The following is a 20,120-nucleotide window of genomic DNA, read 5'->3' on the forward strand; positions in this document are numbered from 1 at the left end:
GACATGCAAAAGCTCGTTCTCGCATCCAATAATACCGGCAAGGTCAAAGAGTTTGAGGCGCTATTGGCGCCCTTAAACTTTCAAGTGATTCCCCAGGGTGAATTAGGCATACCTTCTGCTGAAGAGCCTCACTTCACCTTTGTTGAAAATGCCCTTGCTAAGGCAAGGCATGCAAGCGCTGCGTCAGGCTTACCGGCATTAGCTGATGACTCCGGAATTTGTGCTCATGCTCTAAATGGCCAGCCTGGCGTTTTATCGGCTCGCTTTGCGGGTGAGCAAGGTGATGATGCTGCGAACAATCGAAAACTCATTCAAGATTTAAAAGATCAGGCAGATCGAGGCGCGCATTATGTGTGCGCATTGGTTTTCGTAAATAGCGCAAATGATCCTGAACCCATCATTGTTCAAGCACGTTGGTATGGGCAAATTATTGATCATGCATCTGGTAACAATGGTTTTGGGTATGACCCCCACTTCTTTTTGCCCGAGCAACAATGTACTGCTGCTGAGCTAGAGCCAGAAAAAAAGAATTTAATCAGTCATCGCGGTCAAGCACTACGTGAACTGATTGCACAACTCAAAAGCCGTGCTTAATTCAAGCCTCACCAAAGTAACGCTGACTGCATTGCCTCCTTTGGCTTTGTATATTCACTTTCCTTGGTGCGAAAAGAAATGTCCCTATTGCGATTTCAATTCACATCAAATTAAAGAGGGTATTAGTAAGGCTGGGTTTGACGAACAGCGTTATATCAATGCACTAATTGCTGACCTAGAAACCGAACTTCCTAATATTTGGGGGCGTCAAGTCCACAGCATCTTTATTGGTGGCGGAACGCCAAGCCTGCTATCTGCCGAAGGCATGGATCAACTGCTTTGTGCCGTTCGCGCTCGAGTGAACCTTGAGCCCGATGCTGAAATTACGATGGAGGCAAATCCAGGATCCATTGAGGCAGATAAATTTGCAGGATTTGCAAAGGCAGGCATTAATCGAGTATCGATCGGAGTTCAGAGCTTTCAGGATGAACAGCTCAAAGCCCTGGGACGTATACACAATGGCGAGGAAGCCAAGCGTGCAATCGCAATTGCCCTGAAACACTTCAAAGCGGTGAATCTGGACTTGATGTACGGACTCCCAATGCAGACTTTAGAGTTGGCTAAAGCGGATATTGAGATGGCCCTTTCTTTTAAAACCCCTCATCTCTCTTTTTACAATCTCACGCTGGAACCAAATACCTACTTTGCAAACTTTCCACCGCAATTACCTAGCGATGATGAAGTGGATGCCATCTTTGAGCAGAATTTAGATTTACTCACCAAGGCAGGCTATAACCGTTATGAAGTCTCTGCCTATGCTCAGAAAAACCAAGAGTGCAAACACAATCTGAACTACTGGCGCTTTGGTGATTACATTGGCATTGGCGCAGGTGCTCATGGAAAGATTTCTTTTCCAGACAAGATTACTCGCCAAGTAAGGGAGCGTCATCCAGAAAGTTATATGCAAGCAATGGAAACTAAAGGCAATGCATTAATTGAATCTAGGGTTCTTGAAGCTAAGGATCTGCCTTTCGAATTCATGCTCAATACTCTAAGGCTGACCGATGGCGTTGCCACCAATACTTTCAGCGAGAGAACTGGGCTACCCTTAAACGTGATAAGCAAAGCCTTGGCAGAGGCTAGCAATAAGCAGCTGCTAGATGAGAATCCTAGTCAGCTGAAAGCCACTCCACTAGGAATGCGCTACCTCAACAATCTTCAAGAGATGTTTTTGGATTGACTTGCCTTGAGAGCTAGTTACCAGTCCAAATCGGTGGCTCGCCCTTTAAAAAAGCAGCGACTCCGTTTTTGAAATCATGACTGCCATAGGTTTCACTGATGAGATCATTGCAATCAGGCAGATTATTTTTTATTAATCTTGCTAATACTAGCTTGCTTGATTTTTGGGTGATGGGAGCCAATTTACTCAATCGTTCTGCAAGAACATCGGCCTCATGCCCTAACTGATCTTGTTCGTATGTTGCTAATAGAAATCCCTGCTTTAGTAACTCTGGAGCTGAAATCATTTCCGCGAGAAGCAGCATACGTTTAACAATGTTGATTCCCAAGTGGGCAACTAACCAAGCGACATTTGCAGCAGACAAACAGTTGCCAAGCGTTTTCGCAATTGGAACGCCAAACTTAGCTTCGGGAGTTGAGATTCGGAAGTCACAGCAACTGGCTATTGCTAATCCGCCACCAACAGCCATGCCATCGACGATAGCAATTGTTGAAATAGGCAAGGTGGCAAGCGGGCCTAGGTAATCATCAATCCCCTCTTCATAACGAATACCATCTTGACCATCTTTAAAACTAGCAAATTGCGCTATATCGCTGCCGGATATAAAAGACTTGCCACCAGCACCGCGCAAGATGGCTACACGTATCTTGGGATTCTTGGCAATATCTTCACAGATTGACTTCAGGCTTTGATACATCCCTACTGTCATTGCATTGCGAGCTGCTACATGATCAAAATTTATGTAGGCAATGTTACCCTGCGTCTCTAAAACGACTTGAGCAACATTACCTCCTTTTCCGGAATCACTCATAGGGAGTTTATTCAGCCTTAATATTCAGACTCTTTACTAAACGCTGGTATTTAGCCAGTTCGCCAGCCAAGAACAAACTAAATGCAGCAGGCGTTGCAGGACCTTCAGGTTGCAAGCCCTGTGAATCAAGTGTCTTTTTAATTTGTGGATCGGCCATGGCGGCTTTAACAGCCTGGTCAATCTTGTTCACTACTGCTGGATCCATGCCCTTTGGACCCATGATGGAGTACCAGTTGGTGACGTCAAATCCTGTAATACCTACTTCGTTAAACGTGGGTACGTTTGGAAGTATGGATAAACGCTTTGGAGTAGAGATCGCCAAGGCCTTTAGGCTGCCGTCTTTAATTTGCTGCAAGTTCGGTGGCAAGGTATCAAAGTTCATCGTAATTTGACCACCCAGCAAATCAATGATGGCCTGACCGCTACCCTTATAAGGAACGTGATTGAGCTGGATACCAGCAATCTTGGCAAACAAAGCGCCTGCTAAGTGTTGAGTACTGCCAATACCAGACGAACCATAAGTCATCTGACCTGGATTTGCTTTAGCAAGAGAAATCAATTGTGAGACTGAGTTCACAGGCAATGAAGCCTTCACTACTAAAACGTTCGGTACATATCCCAAATAAGTAATGGGTGTGAAATCCGTTGCGGGATTGTATTGAACGTTAGTCAGCACAAATGGTGCAATCGCATTGGAATTGGAGTGCCCTACCAGCAAGGTGTAGCCATCCGGATTCGCCTTGGAAACTTGATCGGCTGCAATAGTGCCAGCTGCACCTGATTTATTTTCAACAATCACGCTTTGACCGAGAATCTCACCCATTTTTGGAGCCAGGGCTCGAGCAACAATATCGGTACCGCCACCTGGTGCAAAACCCACGATCAATCGGATTGGTTTTGTTGGGTAAGACTGCTGTCCTAAAGCAAAGAACGAACTCGTAGCCAGCGTAATGGCGAGCAAACTACGAACAGCCCACTGAGGCGATTTAAGCAACATAAAGTCTCCAAAATTGTTTTTATTGTGTTTGATACTATTAGAGGCTCATTCTAAACATATAAGAAGCCACGAGACAATGACGAAAACACCTATAAATGCTGCTTTAAATAGCGCTCGTGATGGATCAAGGCCGCTACCTCTCTCAGGAGTACGTGTGCTTGACGTCAGCCAAGTCATGGCCGGCCCTTACTGCTGCATGCTCTTGGCAGACCTTGGTGCTGATGTCATCAAAATCGAGCCTCCCGGTACCGGTGATCAGACACGTGGCGCAATGGGTTTCAAGATGAAGGGTTCAGACAGCATGGGCTTTCTGAACATGAACCGCAATAAACGCAGTCTCACCTTAAATCTCAAAACTGAGGCCGGTAAGAAGGTGTTTTTTGAGTTGGTCAAAACTGCAGATATTTTGGTAGAGAACTATCGCCCTGGTGTTATGAAAAAACTAGGGATTGATTACGCCTCTTTAAAAGACATCAATCCTGGTTTGGTCTATGCCAGTATTTCTGGGTTTGGCCAAACTGGTCCGTGGGCAGATCGCCCTGGTTTTGATCTCATGGCTCAGGCAATGTCTGGCGTCATGAGCGTCACAGGCTATCCAGATGGCCCTCCTGTTAAAGCCGGTGTTCCGGTAGCTGATATTGGCTGCGCCCTTTTTGCGGTATATGGAATATTGTCGGCATACATCGGCAAAACCAAAAGTGGTGAAGGTCAATTTATAGATGCCTCACTCTTTGATTCGGCCTTGGCATTCTCCATTTGGGATACCGCTCAATACTGGGGTACCGGAGTTGAGCCCTACAAACTTGGCACAGCTAATCATATGAGCGCCCCCTACCAGGCTATGAAAGCTGCTGATGGTTACTTTGTCATGGGCGCTACGAATCAAAAACTCTGGAAGTTACTTTGCGACAAGATTGAACGCCCTGAATTATTTGAAGATGCCCGTTTTAAAACCAATCCACTGCGCTTAGCCAATCGCTTAGAGCTGGCTTCTGAGCTTGAGAAAACATTTGTCTCTAAAACTGCGGATGAATGGGTAGACACCTTATTAACGGCAGGCATCCCTGCAGGCCCAATCAATACCTACCCAGAGGCATTCGATAGCGAGCATGGCCGTCATCGTAAGATGCGGATGGAGATTGATCATCCTATTGAAGGCAAGGTACCCAATATTGGTTTCGCCGTCAAAATGAATGGCACGCCACAACAGGTGTATCGCCACCCTCCTTTATTGGGTGAACATACCAGCGAGCTTCTTGCTGAGCTTGGTATCGCGGGTGATGAACTGAAGTCTCTTGATGCAGGTGGCGCATTTGCACCTTAGTTTGCGCCTTGATGAATCAAAAGAGTACTAAAAAGAATTAGCAAAAAAGACTCCAAAGAGTCTTTTGCAACTATTGGAAGGCCTACATACTAGTTACTCGCCACCAGTAATAGCCATCTCCTGGGCTGAGAATGGATCTTTAGCGGGAGTCGCTGGTTTTGGAGCAGCCTTACCCTTGGTACCTGGCATCAATTCAAAATCAGGAACGAAGACTGTCAAGGTGCTTCTGAGTTGATCAAATGATTTTCGATCACCATCGAACTTCACCTTACCTTCAGCCAGCAGATTTTCAAACGTCGTTTGTCCACCCATCACCCGCTCAAGATCACTACGATTGAGTGTGATGGTTAGATTTGGGTTCTTCGCTTGCTGACCTTTAATGTTGGTCAAAGCAGAATTACTCATCTCAATCACAAATTTTTCACCATTGTCTGGTGTAGAGAGATTAATTACAAAGTTCATGTCCGCCGCTTTCTTGCTGTCCATGCTGATAGCCAAAGCGTTGAGCCAGAGTTCGGTTGTCATCCCTTTAATCATGTCTGGGCCATTAGACTTTGGCGAAGCTCCTGATGGCATGCCGTGACGAAGTTCGTAGGCCGCACCCAAGAAGCTATTGCGCATACTGGGGCTTTCCTTTTGGTAGCCAATCTGCTCAAAAATATCAGCCAGTAAATCTTTGGCGCCCGTATTGTTTGGTTGTGCATAGACTAATTTATTGACGATTTCCATCGCTTCACGGTATTTGCCCTGCTTATAAAGCTCTTTACCCTTGGCCATGATCTTGGCTGAGCCACCCATCATCTCCACATACAGTGGTGCTGAATCTTTTGGAGATAGTGGCGCTAGTGTTGCTGGATTAGCATCCCAGTACCCAAGATAGCGATTGATTACAGCGCGACTATTGTGCTCTTCAGAGCCGTGATAACTATGGGCTGCCCACTGCCTCTTTAGACTCTCAGGCTGCCTGTATACATTCTGGATTTCATTAATAGTGACGCCATTATTTGCTAAATGGAGCACTTCGTTATGCAGGTGAGCATAACTATCTCGTTGGGTACGCATCACCTCTTGTATACGTTCATTACCCCAGCGTGGCCAGGTATGCGATGCAAACATGACCTCACTCTCGGTGCCATAACGATATAAAGCATTGTTAATGTTCTTGGACCATGCCAGTGAGTCGCGAACTAAGGCACCGCGTAAGGTGTATATGTTATGAATGGTACCGGTGATATTTTCTGCTGCCCAGAATGCTTTAAATTGCGGGAAATAGGTGTTCATCTCCGCAGGAGCTTCAGTGCCTGGTGTGTTTTGGAATTCCATTTCTACGCCATCCACCGTCATTTTTTCATAAGGTTGATTGATATAGACGTTAGGCTCGATCAACCCTAAATTACCAGCGGCAGTATTTTTACCAATGGATTGGTCGACGTGACCAAATGGGCTGCGAGGCAATAACACGCCATACTGGAAATACATTCTGCGGGTCATAGCATTACCTGCGTAGACGTTTTCAGCAATGGCATGATCCATAAAACCAGCTGGTGCAATGATTTTTACCTTGCCGCTCTTCACATCCGCTTCATCAACTACACCACGCACACCACCAAAGTGGTCTGCATGTGAGTGCGAATATACGACTGCTACAACAGGACGTTTTCCCAACTTCTCATTGACAAGCTCTAGGGCTGCGCGTGCAGTTTCTTTAGCGGTTAGTGGATCAAAAACTATCCAACCAGTATCTGTTTTGATAAAACTGATATTGGCTAAGTCAAAGCCACGAACCTGATAAATTTTTCCTGGTACAACTTCATATAAGCCGTAACCCATATTGAGAATGGCTTGACGTTGTAACGAAGGATGCACGCTATCAAAGTCTTTGCCTTGCAGAAGGAATTCATAGCTACCCATGTCCCATGCCACATTGCCGGCATCAGCCATGATGGTTTTATAAGCAGGCGCTGCTATGAAACCTTTTTTGGATTCCTCAAAATCACGCTGATCTTCGAAAGGCAGCGTCTTACGTAATCCATTTTGCAGTTCAACGGTATAGCTTGATGGCGCCTTACCTTTTGAATCGAAATGCTTCCCCTGCATAGCGCCTGGATCCGCCACTACACCACCACCCCCTGCCGCCATTGCCAACCCAGAGGTCATTAATATTGCCGCTACCGAAAACTGTGTGAATTTGATTTTCATAAGAGCCTAAAGTAAGAGTGTTTTATTACTTCAATGATATGTTTGAGCTAATCAATGGCAATTAGCTCTACAGCTAATGTCAGTCTACTCAGGAAATGAGATTGCGTAGGCCGCAATAACAGGTAAACCAACAAAAAACGTTGTTCCTTTGCCAGGGAATGACTCAAACCAGATAGATCCCCCGTGCCTCATTACAATATGCTTACATAACCAAAGGCCAATTCCCATACCGGAACCCTTAGTAGTTGAAAGCAGCTCAAACATGTGGGCCTGAACATTTTCATCAATACCTGAACCTGTGTCTGAGATCGAAATTTGAACACCAGCGCCGCTGTGCTGACCTCGAATCGTGATTAATTTATTTGAATTCTCTGTCAAGTTCAATGCATCAATTGCGTTGATCACTAAATTCAATAGCACTTGTTGAAGCTCTCCCTTATTAGCGGTGATAAACAAGTTTTCCTCTAACTTAAGAACCATCTGAATATTCTGCTTAACAATTTCTGGGCGAGCAATGGTAAGCACTAAATCAATTAATTCAGCAAGGTTAACTTTGGCAGATGCCATCTTTTCATCAGCGAATACTGATCTAAGGGAGCGAATAATGCTTGCTGCACGCTGATTGTCTGCCAACAATGAATCCAACACTTCATTCTGTAACGCAGGATTTAATTCCCCTTCAGATAGCTTCTTTTGTAAAAATTGAATATTTAGACTAGAGGCGCCCAAGGGCTGATTGAGCTCATGTGCAATGGAGGCTGACAAAGCCCCGGTACTGGCGGTCTTATTGGCCTTTAGCAGTGAAGCAATCAAGAGATCACGCTCCTGCAATAATTTTTTAGTGGTTTGATTTTCAGTCGTTGCATTGATATTAGCCACTACGACTTGTTCGGCCCAATAACTACCAATCGCAATATATGAAAGCGTGTTCATCACCAATTGCGAGATGGTAAAGAGAATCAGTATTTGCGGTATCTGCTCAACATGCTCAATACTTAATGCTGATGCAACTAATATAACAAAACGACCGATTGCAAAAAACATTTCAGCAAAGCTTGCGCATTGCATATAAAGCAATTGCTTTGAGGGTGATGATTTTCTTTTTATTGCTAACTCATAAATTTGCCAGCAATAAAAAATACTGGCAATACTAGCCATTACAAGAGTGCGAATTTCAAAAGTCCCATAAAGGCGCATGTATTCGAATGTGGGAATAAAAATGAGGACTGATGCTGAAGCAAATATCTTTACCTGCCTTGGAACTTCTCGATTGAGTGACTGGCAAAAAAGTGCTTGCAATAGCGCGGCGATATAAAAGAAGCTATTGGCTATCGTGAAATTAAATTCAGGGTTGGCAATATTTTGGATGGCAATGACACCCGCCCCAAAAATAAATAGACCCACCACACTCACTAATAGTGAGGACATCCAGTACAAGCTTGGCTTCAGTAAATTTTGTGAGCGGTAATAGTGATAGATTCCAAAAAATAGGCCCATCTGAATGACGGCCAGAATAAAGAAGTAGATAGAAATGAGCAGCTTCATAATTGCTATGGTACATCTACTGAATTGATTCGCTAAAATGCGTGTCATGCAGCTTTTTAGTAGATCCCAGCTTCTTTTCTTTGTCACCCTATTAGTCGCTGGGATTGGCTTTGCTCATGCCCAATCGGCTTTTTATAACGCCGCTAACAACTACCTCAAAAAGCGCGCTGATGCTTTTATGACGATTACGGGTTATTCACTCACACCGGATGTGACAACAGGATCGTTGTCGATCCGTAACAATGGTGGCGATAATTCTGACTTGCAAATGATTTCTCTAGGAGGTGGTGATCGAATTAGCGCAAACTTTCCTCTGTATTTAGAGGGGACCTTAGCAGTTAATCGATATAACCCAACGTTTACTGATGGAATCGCTAATACATCCGTTACGGTACCAGTTCATTGGAACAGCATCACAGGTACCGGCGGTATTGGTTGGGATTTTCCGATCACCAATGAATTGCGCTTCCGCCCAATTGCCAATGTCATGCTGGGGCATTTAGAAAGCGACCTTTCGATTGCATCTAGAGTCATTCAAAATCAGAAAGGCGTTGACTTACAGTTCCTCAATGGCGGCCGTATGAACTCGTATGGTCTGGGCGGGTCGGTCATGCTGGACTATGAGAACTACCAACCCGATCAAGAAATTGATGTAGAGCTGCGTTACACCAATATTCCGGTGCAAACATTTGACACCTCTACTGCAGTTCAAGGCTCAGCTGATTCGCAAAGTCTGGCGCTTTGGGCTCGCAGTCGTATCCCAACCCCAATTACATTGTTAGATAGACCATTACGAGCGGTATTTGAAGTGGCGCATACCGAATTCCTGGGCGACTTACGAGGGGCTCTGGGATTTAACTCCCTATCTTCTGTAGGTACTGGCATTGAACTAGATCGTAGCGCATCTGATCCTATTTTTACTCGCATCAGAGTGGTGTTTCGCTACCAATTTGGTCAAAATGTGCACGGAACCTCCATTGGCTTGGCTGCCAGCTTCTAATATGGGCAATACAATAGTTACAAATGCTAACTTACTGGTATTTACTCATTTCCGCATCGCCACTTAATGGTGATGCTCTTTCAACATCCTTAAGGATCAAATTATTATGAAAAAAATTATCATTGCTATCGTCATTGCTGCAATCGCAGTTGGCGGCTACTTTTACCTCACAAAACCAAAAGCTCCGATTGCTGGCGTAGCTGCTCAAGAATCCGCGCTTATCTATGATGGCGAAGTGACTAAAATTGATGCTGCAACACGCACAGTTACCCTCAAGAACAAAGATGGTGAAACCTCTATCGTTGCTGGTCCTGAAGTAAAGAACTTTGCAGAATTTAAAGTGGGCGACCATTTCGACGTTGTCTATGAACTTGCTGTAGCCATTGAATTGGTCAAGGTAAAAAATCCAGGCACAACTAGTGAGCAAGTTAGCACCAGCACTACAACTGCTCCACAGGGTGACAAGCCAGGCATGATCACTACAAAAACTGTTACTGCAACAGCTACTGTTGAATCTATTGATGCAGCTAAAAATATCGTTTCTTTAAAAGGTCCACAAGGAAACATCTTCAAGGTTAAGGTTCAGAACCCTGACTTGATGAAAGATATCGCCGTAAACGATCAAGTAAAAGTGGTTTACACAGAAGCGATTGCTGCAGTAGTAAGCGCACCAGCTGCTAAGAAGTAATGCAATAACGCTTTTCTAGTTACTAGAAAGACAAAACCCCAGCAAGTGTGAACTTGCTGGGGTTTGTATTTTCTAGGTTGAAAATTGGGAGGCTAACATTTGGACCTTCTCTTCCATACCCATAAAAATTGACTCCGCCACATCCATTGGAAATGGCCCTGTAATACTCGACCTTACTTGGTTGATGACAAACCCAGTCATCTCAATAACTTCGCCAATTAATTGCTGTGCTACATCAGCACCAAGACCTGCCTGCTGAGCCTGAGCCAGCCAGTGTCTATAGTGAATTTTATCTAGCAGGTAGTAGTTGGACGATCCCCGAACAGCCATTGCTAGCTTCGCTTTTTGGGGTGCCATTTGATTTGCCCCAAAACCTATTACTGGGTGCGCTGATAACACGTCATAAATTGGAGTTGCTTGGTATTGAGAGCCCGGCAGATGCGCAATGCTAAAGTTTTTACCATGTCCATCAGTTGCAGCTAAGATCCAAAAAATAATTTGTGTTTTAAAAAAATGTATTCGATCTTGCTCTGCGTTCACCGACCCCAGCAATAACTTCATTGCAGATGTGATACTCGGACCTCCATCCGCTTGATATTTGCTCATTGGCGATATGCCCATTGCCTGACAAAAATCCTCCTGAGGGAGACGCATAATCCATTGCCCATCAGCAGCTAATCTCCGGTCAAAGCGCTCAATGATCAATACTTTTTGATCCTCAAAAGAATTAATTTCACAGGAAGCAGTTGGAATACCATATGCAGCCATAATTTTAGAGCAGAGCCACTCATTCTCAACCGATGTGCGCATGTCAGCACGCATATGACCAACCAAACCCAAGGGCAATTTCAAAATATGTGTAGTTGGAGTGCTACCTTGAGGCAAGAGCCAACGTCCATCGCACTTAAGTAGCGCAGTTTTTTCTTGCGCACCGGCTATGGATAGTCTTAAATCATTGCTTTGCTCTGCTTGCCTGAAAACTGAATCCGACGAGACGCGACGAAGATGATCTGCAATCTCCTCATTACTCAATGCTCGACCTTGAATTTGATAAATTTCTGCTGGCAACTCACCATCGGGCAGGAGCTGTATAGCCCCAACACAATCGCGACCAAGCTGAGATAACAAGTCAAAGGCGCCCAAACTTTTTACCTGATAACGACTCGCTAACCTCCTACGAATCACGTCACTATCAGGCAATAAGTTATCAAAATAATAATTAACAGGATCGCCTTGATGCGCCGCATTACCCGGCAAGAAAGGAAGAGATAGCGATAAGGGTCTTGCTTCTGCCCGCATAATCCATTCATTAGAATAGGAGAAGCTTTCAAGTTGTCTTGTGATTTGCCAAGTGCCCACTTGAACACCATTCATCCAAATGGTTAGGCCTCTTGATTTTGTGCGAGCTGCCATGACTACCAAATCTCCTTGGACTCAGATTTCATGTTGGTTTTTGCTTCTTTTGAGTTTTTAATAATCTGTTCCAGTGATATTTTGACATCCAGGATCCGCAAGACCAGGAACAATCTTTCAAGAGTGGCTAATTGCGGATTGCCCTCAAAACGCGCATAAGCTTGCTGACTAATTCCGAGCTTTTGCGCCATATCGGCCTGAGTCACCCCCTTTTGCTTTCGGAAAGCCCTAATGAATAATTTCAAGGTCTCTAGGGTTTGAATTTGATAAATCATCTGCAGCCTCGCTAATAATACAACTTTTAAATTGTAATGCACAATAACAACATATGTTTTGTATATTAACATAACAACTTTTAAATTGTAAATAACAGTGTAAGCTTACCGACACCGACCCTTTTTGTCGTTCAGACCTCAACGATCAATGAAGGGTTGAACTCTGGATTTTCCGCATGGCTAGAGCGAACATAGCCGCGAGGATTGCACACCACTCTAGTGCCGTTCATTTCATAATCACAAGAGTCATGGGTATGACCATGAATCCAAAGCGACATCTTTCCAAATAAATACGATAACTCTGATGCAAAACACGCTGACAACAAATCAGGTTTATAACGCTCTGCAACAGAATGCATTGAGGGAAGATGATGGGAGATAACTACAGTCTCACCATCGAAAGGAACATCAAACTCTCCCCTAAGAAAAAAGAGTGACTGCTCATGCAATTGGATCGACTTTTGTGGCGAGAAGCCAATTCGTCCATCACCGATTCTCCTGAAATCATTTAAATACATTTCGCCATACATGATGCATTTTTCTCTCAACTCATCGTCAAACAATAAGAAATCTGTCCATAAGGTGGCACCTAAAAAACGGACGGGTTTTTTATCATTAGCACTTTGCAACTGAATTGCTCGATCATCTAAAAAATGAACTTCATAAAGCACGCATTGCTCTTGTAACTTCGAAATAAGTTCAAGTCGCTGAGATCCATAAAACTCATGATTTCCGGCAACATAGATAATTTCCTGATCTGGAAAGGTATCACGCGCCCATCCAACACCACTAGAGCGGACATCAATATCTCCTGCTAGAACCACAACATCCGCATCAGTTGGCTCGGGATTGAAAGCGGCAAACTCTAAGTGAAGGTCGCTCAAAATATGAATTTTCATATGCACTATTTGATAAATTTTTAAATTGGAATTAAGAAGATGAATCTCTTCTTAAGGCAAGGATTGTATTGAATCAATTAACCATGCCGTCCTACAAGGCATTGAGGATATAGTTGACTACTACACTGCTACAACCTAAATTACAAACTCGCCAACTCAATGTAGAAAAAAATGGATCAAAAACAGTGTTATTTTTCGTTAGATCTTGAACTGAATAATGCGCAAGATAATACAACCGTACATCCCAAGATCATTCAGGTGGGAGTTGCGATTGGAAGTTATTTAAATTACAAAAATAACAGTATTGCTAAGTACAAATGGTATTTAGATCCGCAAGAGCTTATCTTCGAATTCATTACCAGTTTGACCGGCATATCTAATGAAGACATCCTCAAAAATGCCGTGCCTCATGAACAGGTCGCCAAAGAAATCGGCGAGTTGATCGAAGTTCACCAGTGCTTCATCAACCCGATCAGCTGGGGTGGTGGCGATTCAACAGAGTTGAAGCTTGAGTTCAAAAATCGAGGCGTTCATTTTCCCTATTTTGGGCGTAGATGGATTGATGTAAAAACTTGGTACACCTTGCATATGCTGGCAATAGGAAAGAAACCAAGTGGCGGACTGTCATCTGCGCTTGCTAGCTTTAAGCTTCATTTTGACGGCATAACCCACCGAGCGGATGATGATGCCTTTAATACGCTACGACTTTTCTTCGCTATCCTGGAAAGACAAAACCAACACTATCAATTGGTAACAGATGCCAAGAAAATTCACTGGGGATCATAAAGCCAAGATTAAAGGGTGGGTAGAAGAGCTCCAACAACAAAGGGCCTCATCTATAGGGGCTCTGCTGTCGTATATGGCGGAAGAGGTGAGATTCGAACTCACGGAGGACTTTCATCCTCGCCAGTTTTCAAGACTGGTGCATTCAACCGCTCTGCCACTCTTCCTTTGCGAATTGAGTCCTAGATTATAAGGAATTCGGTGAGCCCCTACTTAAAAATGCAATAAGCCGCCTTCTAAAGATGGCTTCCATTGGCTTAAATACTCTATGTGCACCAACCGATATACCTTTTTCTCTGATAAACTAGTCAGATAACTAGTCAGGAGCATGGGTAATGAATAAGCACTGGGCAGTTCAAGATGCCAAAGCAAAATTTAGCGAGTTACTAAACGCATGCCTTGAAGAAGGTCCTCAAGTAGTTACTAAGCGGGGGCATGAGGCAGCCGTATTAATCACCATCCAGGAGTGGAATACATTGAAAAAGTTAGCCAAACCATCTCTTAAATCGCTTTTGCTTTCAGAGCAAGCCAAGGGTGACCTAGTACTGCCAAAGCGTGGCCAAGGTGTATTTCGAAAATCCATCAAACTGTAAGACTGCTCATGTACTTACTAGACACCAATATTATTTCAGAACTACGTAAACCAAAACCGCATGGAGCAGTATTAGAGTGGTATGAGAACATTTCAGATAATGATCTTTATATTTCCGCAGTCTCGATCGGTGAAATTCAAGCAGGCATTGAGTTGACTCGTGAGCAAGATAAAAATAAAGCAGAGTCTTTGGAGAGTTGGTTGCAACAAGTTTCAAATGCACATCATGTCTTACCGATGACGGGATCAACCTTTAGATTGTGGGCAAAGCTCATGCATAAAGAAAGTAATACCGTTTGGGAAGATGCCATGATCGCAGCGACAGCTATTGATCAGAAACTCATTGTGGTCAGTAGAAATATAAAAGACTTCAAACGGTTTAAAATTAATTTACTGAACCCATTCGAATATCGAGCTCAAGTAGATTAAGACCTCTTAATTAAACCTTCTAAATGCTTGGCAATAGCTAGGCTGGAGGTCAACCCTGGGGACTCAAAGCCATATAGATTAAAGAGTCCTTCCAGACCATGGTCCTTGGGCGTATTGAAGCAAAAGTCACCTGCAGGGCTATTAGGCGGGACTATCTTTGCCCTTACTCCAGAGTAATCAGGCTGCAGTGCGTTGTCCTTAAGGCCTGGCCAATAACGTCTCACGGCCTCATAAAAGCCTTCGCCCCGCTTTGGATTTACCGTGTAATCGATTTGGCTTTCTTCATCGATTTCAAGCCATTCGACGTCGGGTCCAAACTTGGCCTGCCCACCCATATCCAAAGTGAGATGTACGCCTAGACCACCAGGCTCTGGAATGGGATAAATCAAATGTTTGAACGGTGATTTTCCGGAAAGTGAAAAGTAATTGCCTTTAGCAAAATACGCTTTCGGAATTTGCGCTTCGCTTAAGGATTGAATTTTTCTCGCAATCGCTGGTGCACTCATACCAGCACAGTTAATCAGAAGCTTTGTCTGAATCTTCATCCCGTCAGCGCCGCCGATTTCTAATTCAAATCCATCTTTAGCATTTTCACCCAGAGGCTTTGCGCTAGTGAGCGGCGATTGATAGGCAATCATGCCGCCAGCATCCTCGAATCCACCGAGTAAGGACAACATGAACCCATGACTATCAACAATGCCTGTTGAAGCCGAAAGAACTGCCGCTGAACAATTAAGCTCAGGTTCCATTGCTTTTGCCTGATCGCCAGTAATCATTTTGATTTCTGGCACTTGGTTTTGCTGTGCTTTATACAGAATTGCCTGGAGATCATCTAATTGAGCGTCATCACTGGCTACGATCAGTTTTCCATAAGGTTGAGTGGCAACATGGTGAGTGCGGCAATACTCGTAGAGCATGCGATTGCCTTCAACGCAAAGTTTGGCTTTGAGTGAATCTTTTGGATAGTAGATACCAGCGTGGATTACTTCGCTATTACGCGCACTGCTAATCGTGCCAAAAGCACTTTCCCGCTCGAGCAAAATCGTTTCTCGGCCCTGTAGGGCCATTTCTCTGGCAACGGCCAGGCCAACGACCCCAGCACCGATGACGACACAGTCGACTTGATCCATTTATCTGCCCAAGCCCTGAATTATTGTTATTTGCATCCTGAAATCGTAACATTTTCAGTGTTTTAGTGGGTTTTGGGGTACTTCTTGATAAAATCTATACATGTCTTCAAAACCAGCTGCAGATAACCTGAAAACCCTATTTAGCGCCCAAGATATCGTTTTAGATAACGCGTATCAAGGCATTGATGCTACCAGCTGGAAATCCCTCTTAAAGCAGGCTAAAGCAGCTCATTTAGAGCAGTTTATAGCCGACCTGTTTGCTGGTAAGCCAGTAAATAACTCTGAGAATCGCCCCGCTCTTCATTCCGCTCTGCGTAACTTAGACAAAACTCCAGTGCTAATCAACGGTAAAGATGTCATGCCCGAGGTTGCTCAAGTTTGGCATCGCATTGAGGCGCTCTGCAATAAGTGGGTTGGCGTCACTGATGTCATTCACATTGGTATTGGTGGATCTGATTTTGGCCCACGCCTCGCCATCGAAGCCTTGGCTCATGTTCCCGATATTGAAAGTCGTGGCATGCGGATGCATTTCTTGGCGAATATCGATACCGCTGATTTGGCTCGCATATTGCAACGCGCTTTACCGCATAGCACTAAAGTCATTATTGTTTCGAAGTCATTTACGACGCTTGAGACCGGCATGAACGCCAAAGCGGTAGTGAAATGGCTTAAAAATAATGGCCTTACCGATAGTCAAGTAAGCAAATCACTCTTTGCGGTTACAGCAAACGTGCCTGCAGCTGAAGAATTTGGCATTAATCAAGACCATATCTATCCGTTTTGGGATTGGGTCGGCGGCCGTTACTCTGTATGGTCTGCCGTAGGTTTACCAATTGCCCTGCAGTATGGCTTTGATACCTTCAAGCAGTTCTTAGCTGGCGCTCAAGCAATGGATCAGCACTTTAAGTCTGCTCCTCTTGAAGAAAGCCTCCCGGTCATCATGGCGCTGAGCCTTCTTTATCAGCAAGAGAAACACAACATCAAGTCGTATGCTGTTATTCCATATGCAGACGCATTGGATTGGTTTCCGAAGTGGTTGCAACAGCTTGATATGGAAAGCAATGGCAAGAGCGTCGATCGTGATGGCAAGCCAGTGAAGTTTTCCTGCCCTGTAGTGTTTGGTAGCTCTGGTAGCAATGCACAGCATTCTTACTTCCAGCTGCTGCATCAAGGTACAGAAATCATTCCGATTGATTTCATTGCGATTCGTGAGCCAATGAGCCATTTGCCAGAGGCTAAAGAACATCACCGCATTTTGCTATCGAACTGCCTGGCGCAAGCCCAAGCACTAGCTAATGGCAAAAAGACGGATAACCCAAATAACACTTATCCGGGTAAGCGCCCTAGCAATCTACTCATTCTGCCTAAGCTCAATGCCTTCTATTTGGGCGCACTATTAGCTTTGTATGAGAATCGTACTGCAGCTTTAGGGGCGCTCTGGAATATCAATAGCTTTGATCAGCCTGGCGTTGAATTAGGCAAAATTTTGGCTAAGCCGATAGAGGCGGCACTAAAGAATGGTGTCACTATTCAGGCTGAAGCTGGTATTGATGAAGTTACTGCAGCCCGCATCAATTTATTTAATCAATAGCTGATCAATAGCTTATCAATAGCTATGTAGATCTAGCATTTGCCTAGACAACGAAAGAACGCCCATGCAACTCTCTCCATCCATTTTTAAAGCTTATGACATTCGCGGCATTATTGATGAGACTGTTGATCCATCGATTGCCAAACTCATTGGTCAGGCATTTGGTACGGAGATGTGTGAGCTCGGTGAAACTGAAATTGTGATCGGTCGTGACGGTCGTTTATCGGGTCCTAGCTTGATTGAGGCTTTGACTGAAGGGTTGCTGTCTACCGGTATTAATGTGATTGATCTAGGAATGGTTGCTACGCCAATGGTTTACTTTGGTGCCAACCAGGTACTCAATGGCAAGAAACCAAAGTCCGGCATCATGATTACCGGTAGCCATAACCCACCGAATTACAACGGCTTCAAGATGGTTCTGGGTGGCGCTGCAATCTATGGCGATCAAATTCAGGCATTGCGTAAGCGTATTGAAGATAAGAAATTCGCTACGGGCCAAGGAACTAGATCTACCTTTGACATATTTCCAATGTACTTAGAGCGTATTGTGAGCGACGTTAAGTTAGCTCGTCCGATGAAGATTGTTGTGGATTGCGGCAATGGTGTTGGTGGTGCTTTTGCTGGAAAACTTTTCAGGGCCTTAGGCTGCGAAGTGCAAGAACTCTTTTGCGAAGTCGATGGTCATTTCCCAAATCACCATCCAGATCCTGCTCATATTGAAAATCTACAAGATCTGATTAAGAACCTGCAGACTACCGATAATGAATTAGGCCTAGCCTTTGACGGTGACGCCGATCGTTTAGGCGTGGTCACTAAAGATGGTCAGGTGATTTTCCCAGACCGCCAAATGATGCTCTTTGCTAAAGATGTGCTCTCACGCAACCCGGGCGGCCAAATTATTTATGACGTCAAATGCACTCGTAATCTAGCGACTTTTGTAAAGAAACATGGTGGTGAGCCTTTGATGTGGAAAACAGGCCACTCCTTAGTGAAAGCCAAGCTCAAAGAAACTGGCGCACCACTCGCCGGTGAAATGTCTGGCCACATCTTCTTTAAAGACCGTTGGTTTGGTTTTGATGATGGCCTGTACACAGGTGCACGCTTGCTTGAGATCCTCTCTAAAGAAAAAGATCCAAATCAAACGCTTAATGACTTACCAAATGCCATTTGCACTCCTGAACTGCAATTAGCTTGTGCCGAAGGTGAGCCATTTGCTTTGCTAGAAACCATTAAAGCAAATGCCAAGTTCCCCACTTCTGAATCCATCAATACGATTGATGGTGTTCGCGTGGAATACGCCGATGGCTTTGGCTTGGCTAGACCGTCCAATACGACTCCAGTGGTCGTGATGCGCTTTGAGGCTGATAGTGAAGAGGCGATTGCCCGCATTCAGGCCGAGTTTAAGGCCGTACTATTGGCAGCCAAGCCGGGTGCAAAGCTGCCGTTTTAGCCTCTAATTGCAATACCCACATAATTTATGCGCATATTGACTGCGTATAAATTATCCCTATAATTGGATCATGATCATTCATGACAATATCCGCACATACAACAAAGATAAAGCCCCAAAAAAGGCAACCAATCTAACGCTCAATACCGAAGTCTTGGCAGAGGCGAAGAAATTGGGCATCAACATTTCTAAGGCATGTGATGCCTTTTTAGAGTCGCTTGTAAAGAAAGAAAAAGAGCGACTTTGGAAATTAGAGAATGCAAAATTTATCAGCGAATACAATCAAATCACCGAAGAAGAAGGTCTTCCACTGGATAAGTGGAGAACTTTTTAATGGCAAGATTTAGCATTTATAAAAATACGGACGATCACACCAAAACCACCCCCTACGTTCTTGATGTGCAAACCGATCTTTTGAGCGATCTCAATACGCGTGTCGTAATACCACTTCGCAATAGCGACCGATATCAACACTTAAACACAACGCAAGACCTAATGCCTCGTTTTAGCATTCAGGGAAAAGACTTTATTCTGGATACCCCAAAAATGGCGGCAATTCCCTCTAAGTATCTAACAAAAGAAATCGGAAACTTAAGGGATCAACAGCATGTTGTTATAGCCGCTATTGATCGTCTTTTCCATGGCTACTAGGGCTCTAGTGAACTAGCGGCTTGCCAGGAGCATGAGTATCCCCAGCTCCAACAGAAACATCTTGAACTTGGGGAACATCACCCCATGCAGCATGTTCGCGCAATTGATTGAGCAATAAACACATTGCTTGCAAGGTGGGTCCAGCCATCTTGAGATTGATGTTGGCTCCACCTGGAAGCACAAGGTCTAATGACAACATGTCTTCAGCATCTTGCTTTTCAAAAGCGCATTTAACATCCATCACTAGTACAGGGTCAGCACCTAAGGGATAGGCGCTTGCAGGCTGATAAGTCTCAGGCTTGACGACTTCTCGCTGTTCCCGTTCCTTTTTCGCGGCCTCTTCACCAAATTGGGCAATGGCTTTAGCTGCCTCTGGAGTGTGAGATTGCTCTAAATTCTTGACTAATAGATGAGAGGTTGCTGCCAGGATGAATAACGTAACGCGACGCGTAAACCAAAAACGAAACTCAGTGTCTTCGCTGGTATTGAAACGAAAGAGTAAGCGATCGTCGTTCGCTAAATAGGTAGCATTAAATTGTTTAATCGTCATGACTAAATAGTAGCTGAAA

Annotated in this window: 21 protein-coding genes and 1 tRNA gene; 12 read left to right on the forward strand and 10 right to left on the reverse strand. The window is 44.3% G+C overall.

The genetic code is table 11. The features are described 5' to 3' along the window. Positions 1–3 precede the first annotated feature (3 nt). Both rdgB and hemW read left to right on the forward strand, forming a co-directional pair. On the forward strand, positions 4–594 hold the full coding sequence (gene rdgB, locus C2755_RS05750) for an RdgB/HAM1 family non-canonical purine NTP pyrophosphatase (RefSeq protein ID WP_215319921.1): 591 nt from the start codon (positions 4–6) through the stop codon (positions 592–594). Continuing rightward, entirely contained in the window at positions 587–1,774 is a 1,188-nt protein-coding gene (gene hemW / locus C2755_RS05755) for a radical SAM family heme chaperone HemW (protein ID WP_215319923.1), read from the forward strand. Before rdgB ends, hemW begins: the two co-directional genes overlap by 8 nt. A 13-nt stretch (positions 1,775–1,787) precedes the next feature. Here the strand turns inward: hemW and C2755_RS05760 are convergent, their stop codons facing one another. Continuing rightward, entirely contained in the window at positions 1,788–2,585 is a 798-nt protein-coding gene (locus C2755_RS05760; RefSeq protein WP_215319925.1) for an enoyl-CoA hydratase/isomerase family protein, read from the reverse strand. 7 nt (positions 2,586–2,592) lie between these two features. Further along, positions 2,593–3,582: a tripartite tricarboxylate transporter substrate binding protein gene (locus C2755_RS05765; RefSeq protein WP_072582522.1), complete on the reverse strand. Its 990-nt coding sequence runs from the start codon at positions 3,580–3,582 to the stop codon at positions 2,593–2,595. 76 nt (positions 3,583–3,658) lie between these two features. Between C2755_RS05765 and C2755_RS05770 the strand changes: the two genes are divergently transcribed. Then, entirely contained in the window at positions 3,659–4,906 is a 1,248-nt protein-coding gene (locus C2755_RS05770; protein ID WP_215319927.1) for a CaiB/BaiF CoA-transferase family protein, read from the forward strand. 93 nt (positions 4,907–4,999) lie between these two features. Here the strand turns inward: C2755_RS05770 and C2755_RS05775 are convergent, their stop codons facing one another. Continuing rightward, positions 5,000–7,105 (reverse strand): alkyl/aryl-sulfatase, encoded by a 2,106-nt coding sequence (locus tag C2755_RS05775; RefSeq protein WP_251368441.1) that lies wholly within the window; start codon positions 7,103–7,105, stop codon positions 5,000–5,002. An 84-nt stretch (positions 7,106–7,189) separates the two neighbouring features. After that, on the reverse strand, positions 7,190–8,650 hold the full coding sequence (locus C2755_RS05780; RefSeq protein WP_215319929.1) for a sensor histidine kinase: 1,461 nt from the start codon (positions 8,648–8,650) through the stop codon (positions 7,190–7,192). A 46-nt stretch (positions 8,651–8,696) separates the two neighbouring features. Here C2755_RS05780 and C2755_RS05785 point away from each other — a divergent pair, with 46 nt between their 5' ends. Both C2755_RS05785 and C2755_RS05790 read left to right on the forward strand, forming a co-directional pair. After that, positions 8,697–9,650 carry a hypothetical protein gene (locus C2755_RS05785; RefSeq protein WP_216860706.1) on the forward strand — a complete coding sequence of 318 codons (954 nt, stop codon included), beginning with the start codon at positions 8,697–8,699 and terminating at the stop codon, positions 9,648–9,650. Between the two features lie 106 nt (positions 9,651–9,756). Then, entirely contained in the window at positions 9,757–10,338 is a 582-nt protein-coding gene (locus C2755_RS05790; protein ID WP_215319931.1) for a hypothetical protein, read from the forward strand. 72 nt (positions 10,339–10,410) lie between these two features. On the opposite strand, the gene C2755_RS05795 is transcribed toward C2755_RS05790, so the two are convergent. From C2755_RS05795 to C2755_RS05805, 3 genes are all read right to left on the reverse strand, one after another. Next, positions 10,411–11,751, reverse strand: coding sequence for a type II toxin-antitoxin system HipA family toxin (locus tag C2755_RS05795; RefSeq protein ID WP_215319933.1), 1,341 nt, complete (start codon positions 11,749–11,751; stop codon positions 10,411–10,413). 2 nt (positions 11,752–11,753) lie between these two features. Continuing rightward, positions 11,754–12,026: a helix-turn-helix domain-containing protein gene (locus C2755_RS05800; RefSeq protein ID WP_215319935.1), complete on the reverse strand. Its 273-nt coding sequence runs from the start codon at positions 12,024–12,026 to the stop codon at positions 11,754–11,756. Between the two features lie 131 nt (positions 12,027–12,157). Further along, the gene (locus C2755_RS05805; RefSeq protein ID WP_215319937.1) at positions 12,158–12,925 is read right to left on the reverse strand and encodes a metallophosphoesterase; all 768 of its coding nucleotides are present in this window, start codon (positions 12,923–12,925) and stop codon (positions 12,158–12,160) included. Between the two features lie 171 nt (positions 12,926–13,096). On the opposite strand from C2755_RS05805, the gene C2755_RS05810 reads away from it, so the two are divergent. Beyond that, positions 13,097–13,711, forward strand: a complete 615-nt coding sequence (locus tag C2755_RS05810) for a 3'-5' exonuclease (protein WP_215319939.1) — start codon at positions 13,097–13,099, stop codon at positions 13,709–13,711. A gap of 74 nt (positions 13,712–13,785) precedes the next feature. Here C2755_RS05810 and C2755_RS05815 read toward each other — a convergent pair. Next, positions 13,786–13,875 (reverse strand) — tRNA-Ser (locus C2755_RS05815). 168 nt (positions 13,876–14,043) lie between these two features. On the opposite strand from C2755_RS05815, the gene C2755_RS05820 reads away from it, so the two are divergent. After that, positions 14,044–14,301 carry a type II toxin-antitoxin system Phd/YefM family antitoxin gene (locus tag C2755_RS05820; protein WP_071465897.1) on the forward strand — a complete coding sequence of 86 codons (258 nt, stop codon included), beginning with the start codon at positions 14,044–14,046 and terminating at the stop codon, positions 14,299–14,301. A gap of 8 nt (positions 14,302–14,309) precedes the next feature. Next, a complete protein-coding gene (locus tag C2755_RS05825) occupies positions 14,310–14,729 on the forward strand; it encodes a type II toxin-antitoxin system VapC family toxin (RefSeq protein ID WP_071465898.1) in 420 nt (139 codons plus the stop codon). Here the strand turns inward: C2755_RS05825 and C2755_RS05830 are convergent. Beyond that, positions 14,726–15,859 carry an NAD(P)/FAD-dependent oxidoreductase gene (locus C2755_RS05830; protein WP_215319941.1) on the reverse strand — a complete coding sequence of 378 codons (1,134 nt, stop codon included), beginning with the start codon at positions 15,857–15,859 and terminating at the stop codon, positions 14,726–14,728. The genes C2755_RS05825 and C2755_RS05830 overlap by 4 nt on opposite strands. Positions 15,860–15,959: 100 nt before the next feature. Here C2755_RS05830 and pgi point away from each other — a divergent pair, with 100 nt between their 5' ends. The 4 genes from pgi to C2755_RS05850 all read left to right on the forward strand — a co-directional run bounded on the left by pgi (position 15,960) and on the right by C2755_RS05850 (position 19,551). Next, positions 15,960–17,450, forward strand: a complete 1,491-nt coding sequence (gene pgi, locus C2755_RS05835; protein ID WP_215319943.1) for a glucose-6-phosphate isomerase — start codon at positions 15,960–15,962, stop codon at positions 17,448–17,450. Between the two features lie 64 nt (positions 17,451–17,514). After that, on the forward strand, positions 17,515–18,900 hold the full coding sequence (locus tag C2755_RS05840; RefSeq protein ID WP_215319945.1) for a phosphomannomutase/phosphoglucomutase: 1,386 nt from the start codon (positions 17,515–17,517) through the stop codon (positions 18,898–18,900). Between the two features lie 70 nt (positions 18,901–18,970). Next, positions 18,971–19,234, forward strand: a complete 264-nt coding sequence (locus tag C2755_RS05845) for a type II toxin-antitoxin system CcdA family antitoxin (protein ID WP_215319947.1) — start codon at positions 18,971–18,973, stop codon at positions 19,232–19,234. Then, positions 19,234–19,551: a CcdB family protein gene (locus C2755_RS05850; RefSeq protein WP_215319949.1), complete on the forward strand. Its 318-nt coding sequence runs from the start codon at positions 19,234–19,236 to the stop codon at positions 19,549–19,551. The genes C2755_RS05845 and C2755_RS05850 overlap by 1 nt, the downstream gene beginning before the upstream one ends. A gap of 4 nt (positions 19,552–19,555) precedes the next feature. Here C2755_RS05850 and C2755_RS05855 read toward each other — a convergent pair whose 3' ends face one another. Then, on the reverse strand, positions 19,556–20,101 hold the full coding sequence (locus tag C2755_RS05855; RefSeq protein WP_215319951.1) for a hypothetical protein: 546 nt from the start codon (positions 20,099–20,101) through the stop codon (positions 19,556–19,558). Between the last annotated feature and the right edge of the window lie 19 nt (positions 20,102–20,120).

The sequence above is a fragment of the Polynucleobacter sp. MWH-S4W17 genome, assembly GCF_018687535.1.
Classification (GTDB): Bacteria; Pseudomonadota; Gammaproteobacteria; order Burkholderiales; family Burkholderiaceae; genus Polynucleobacter.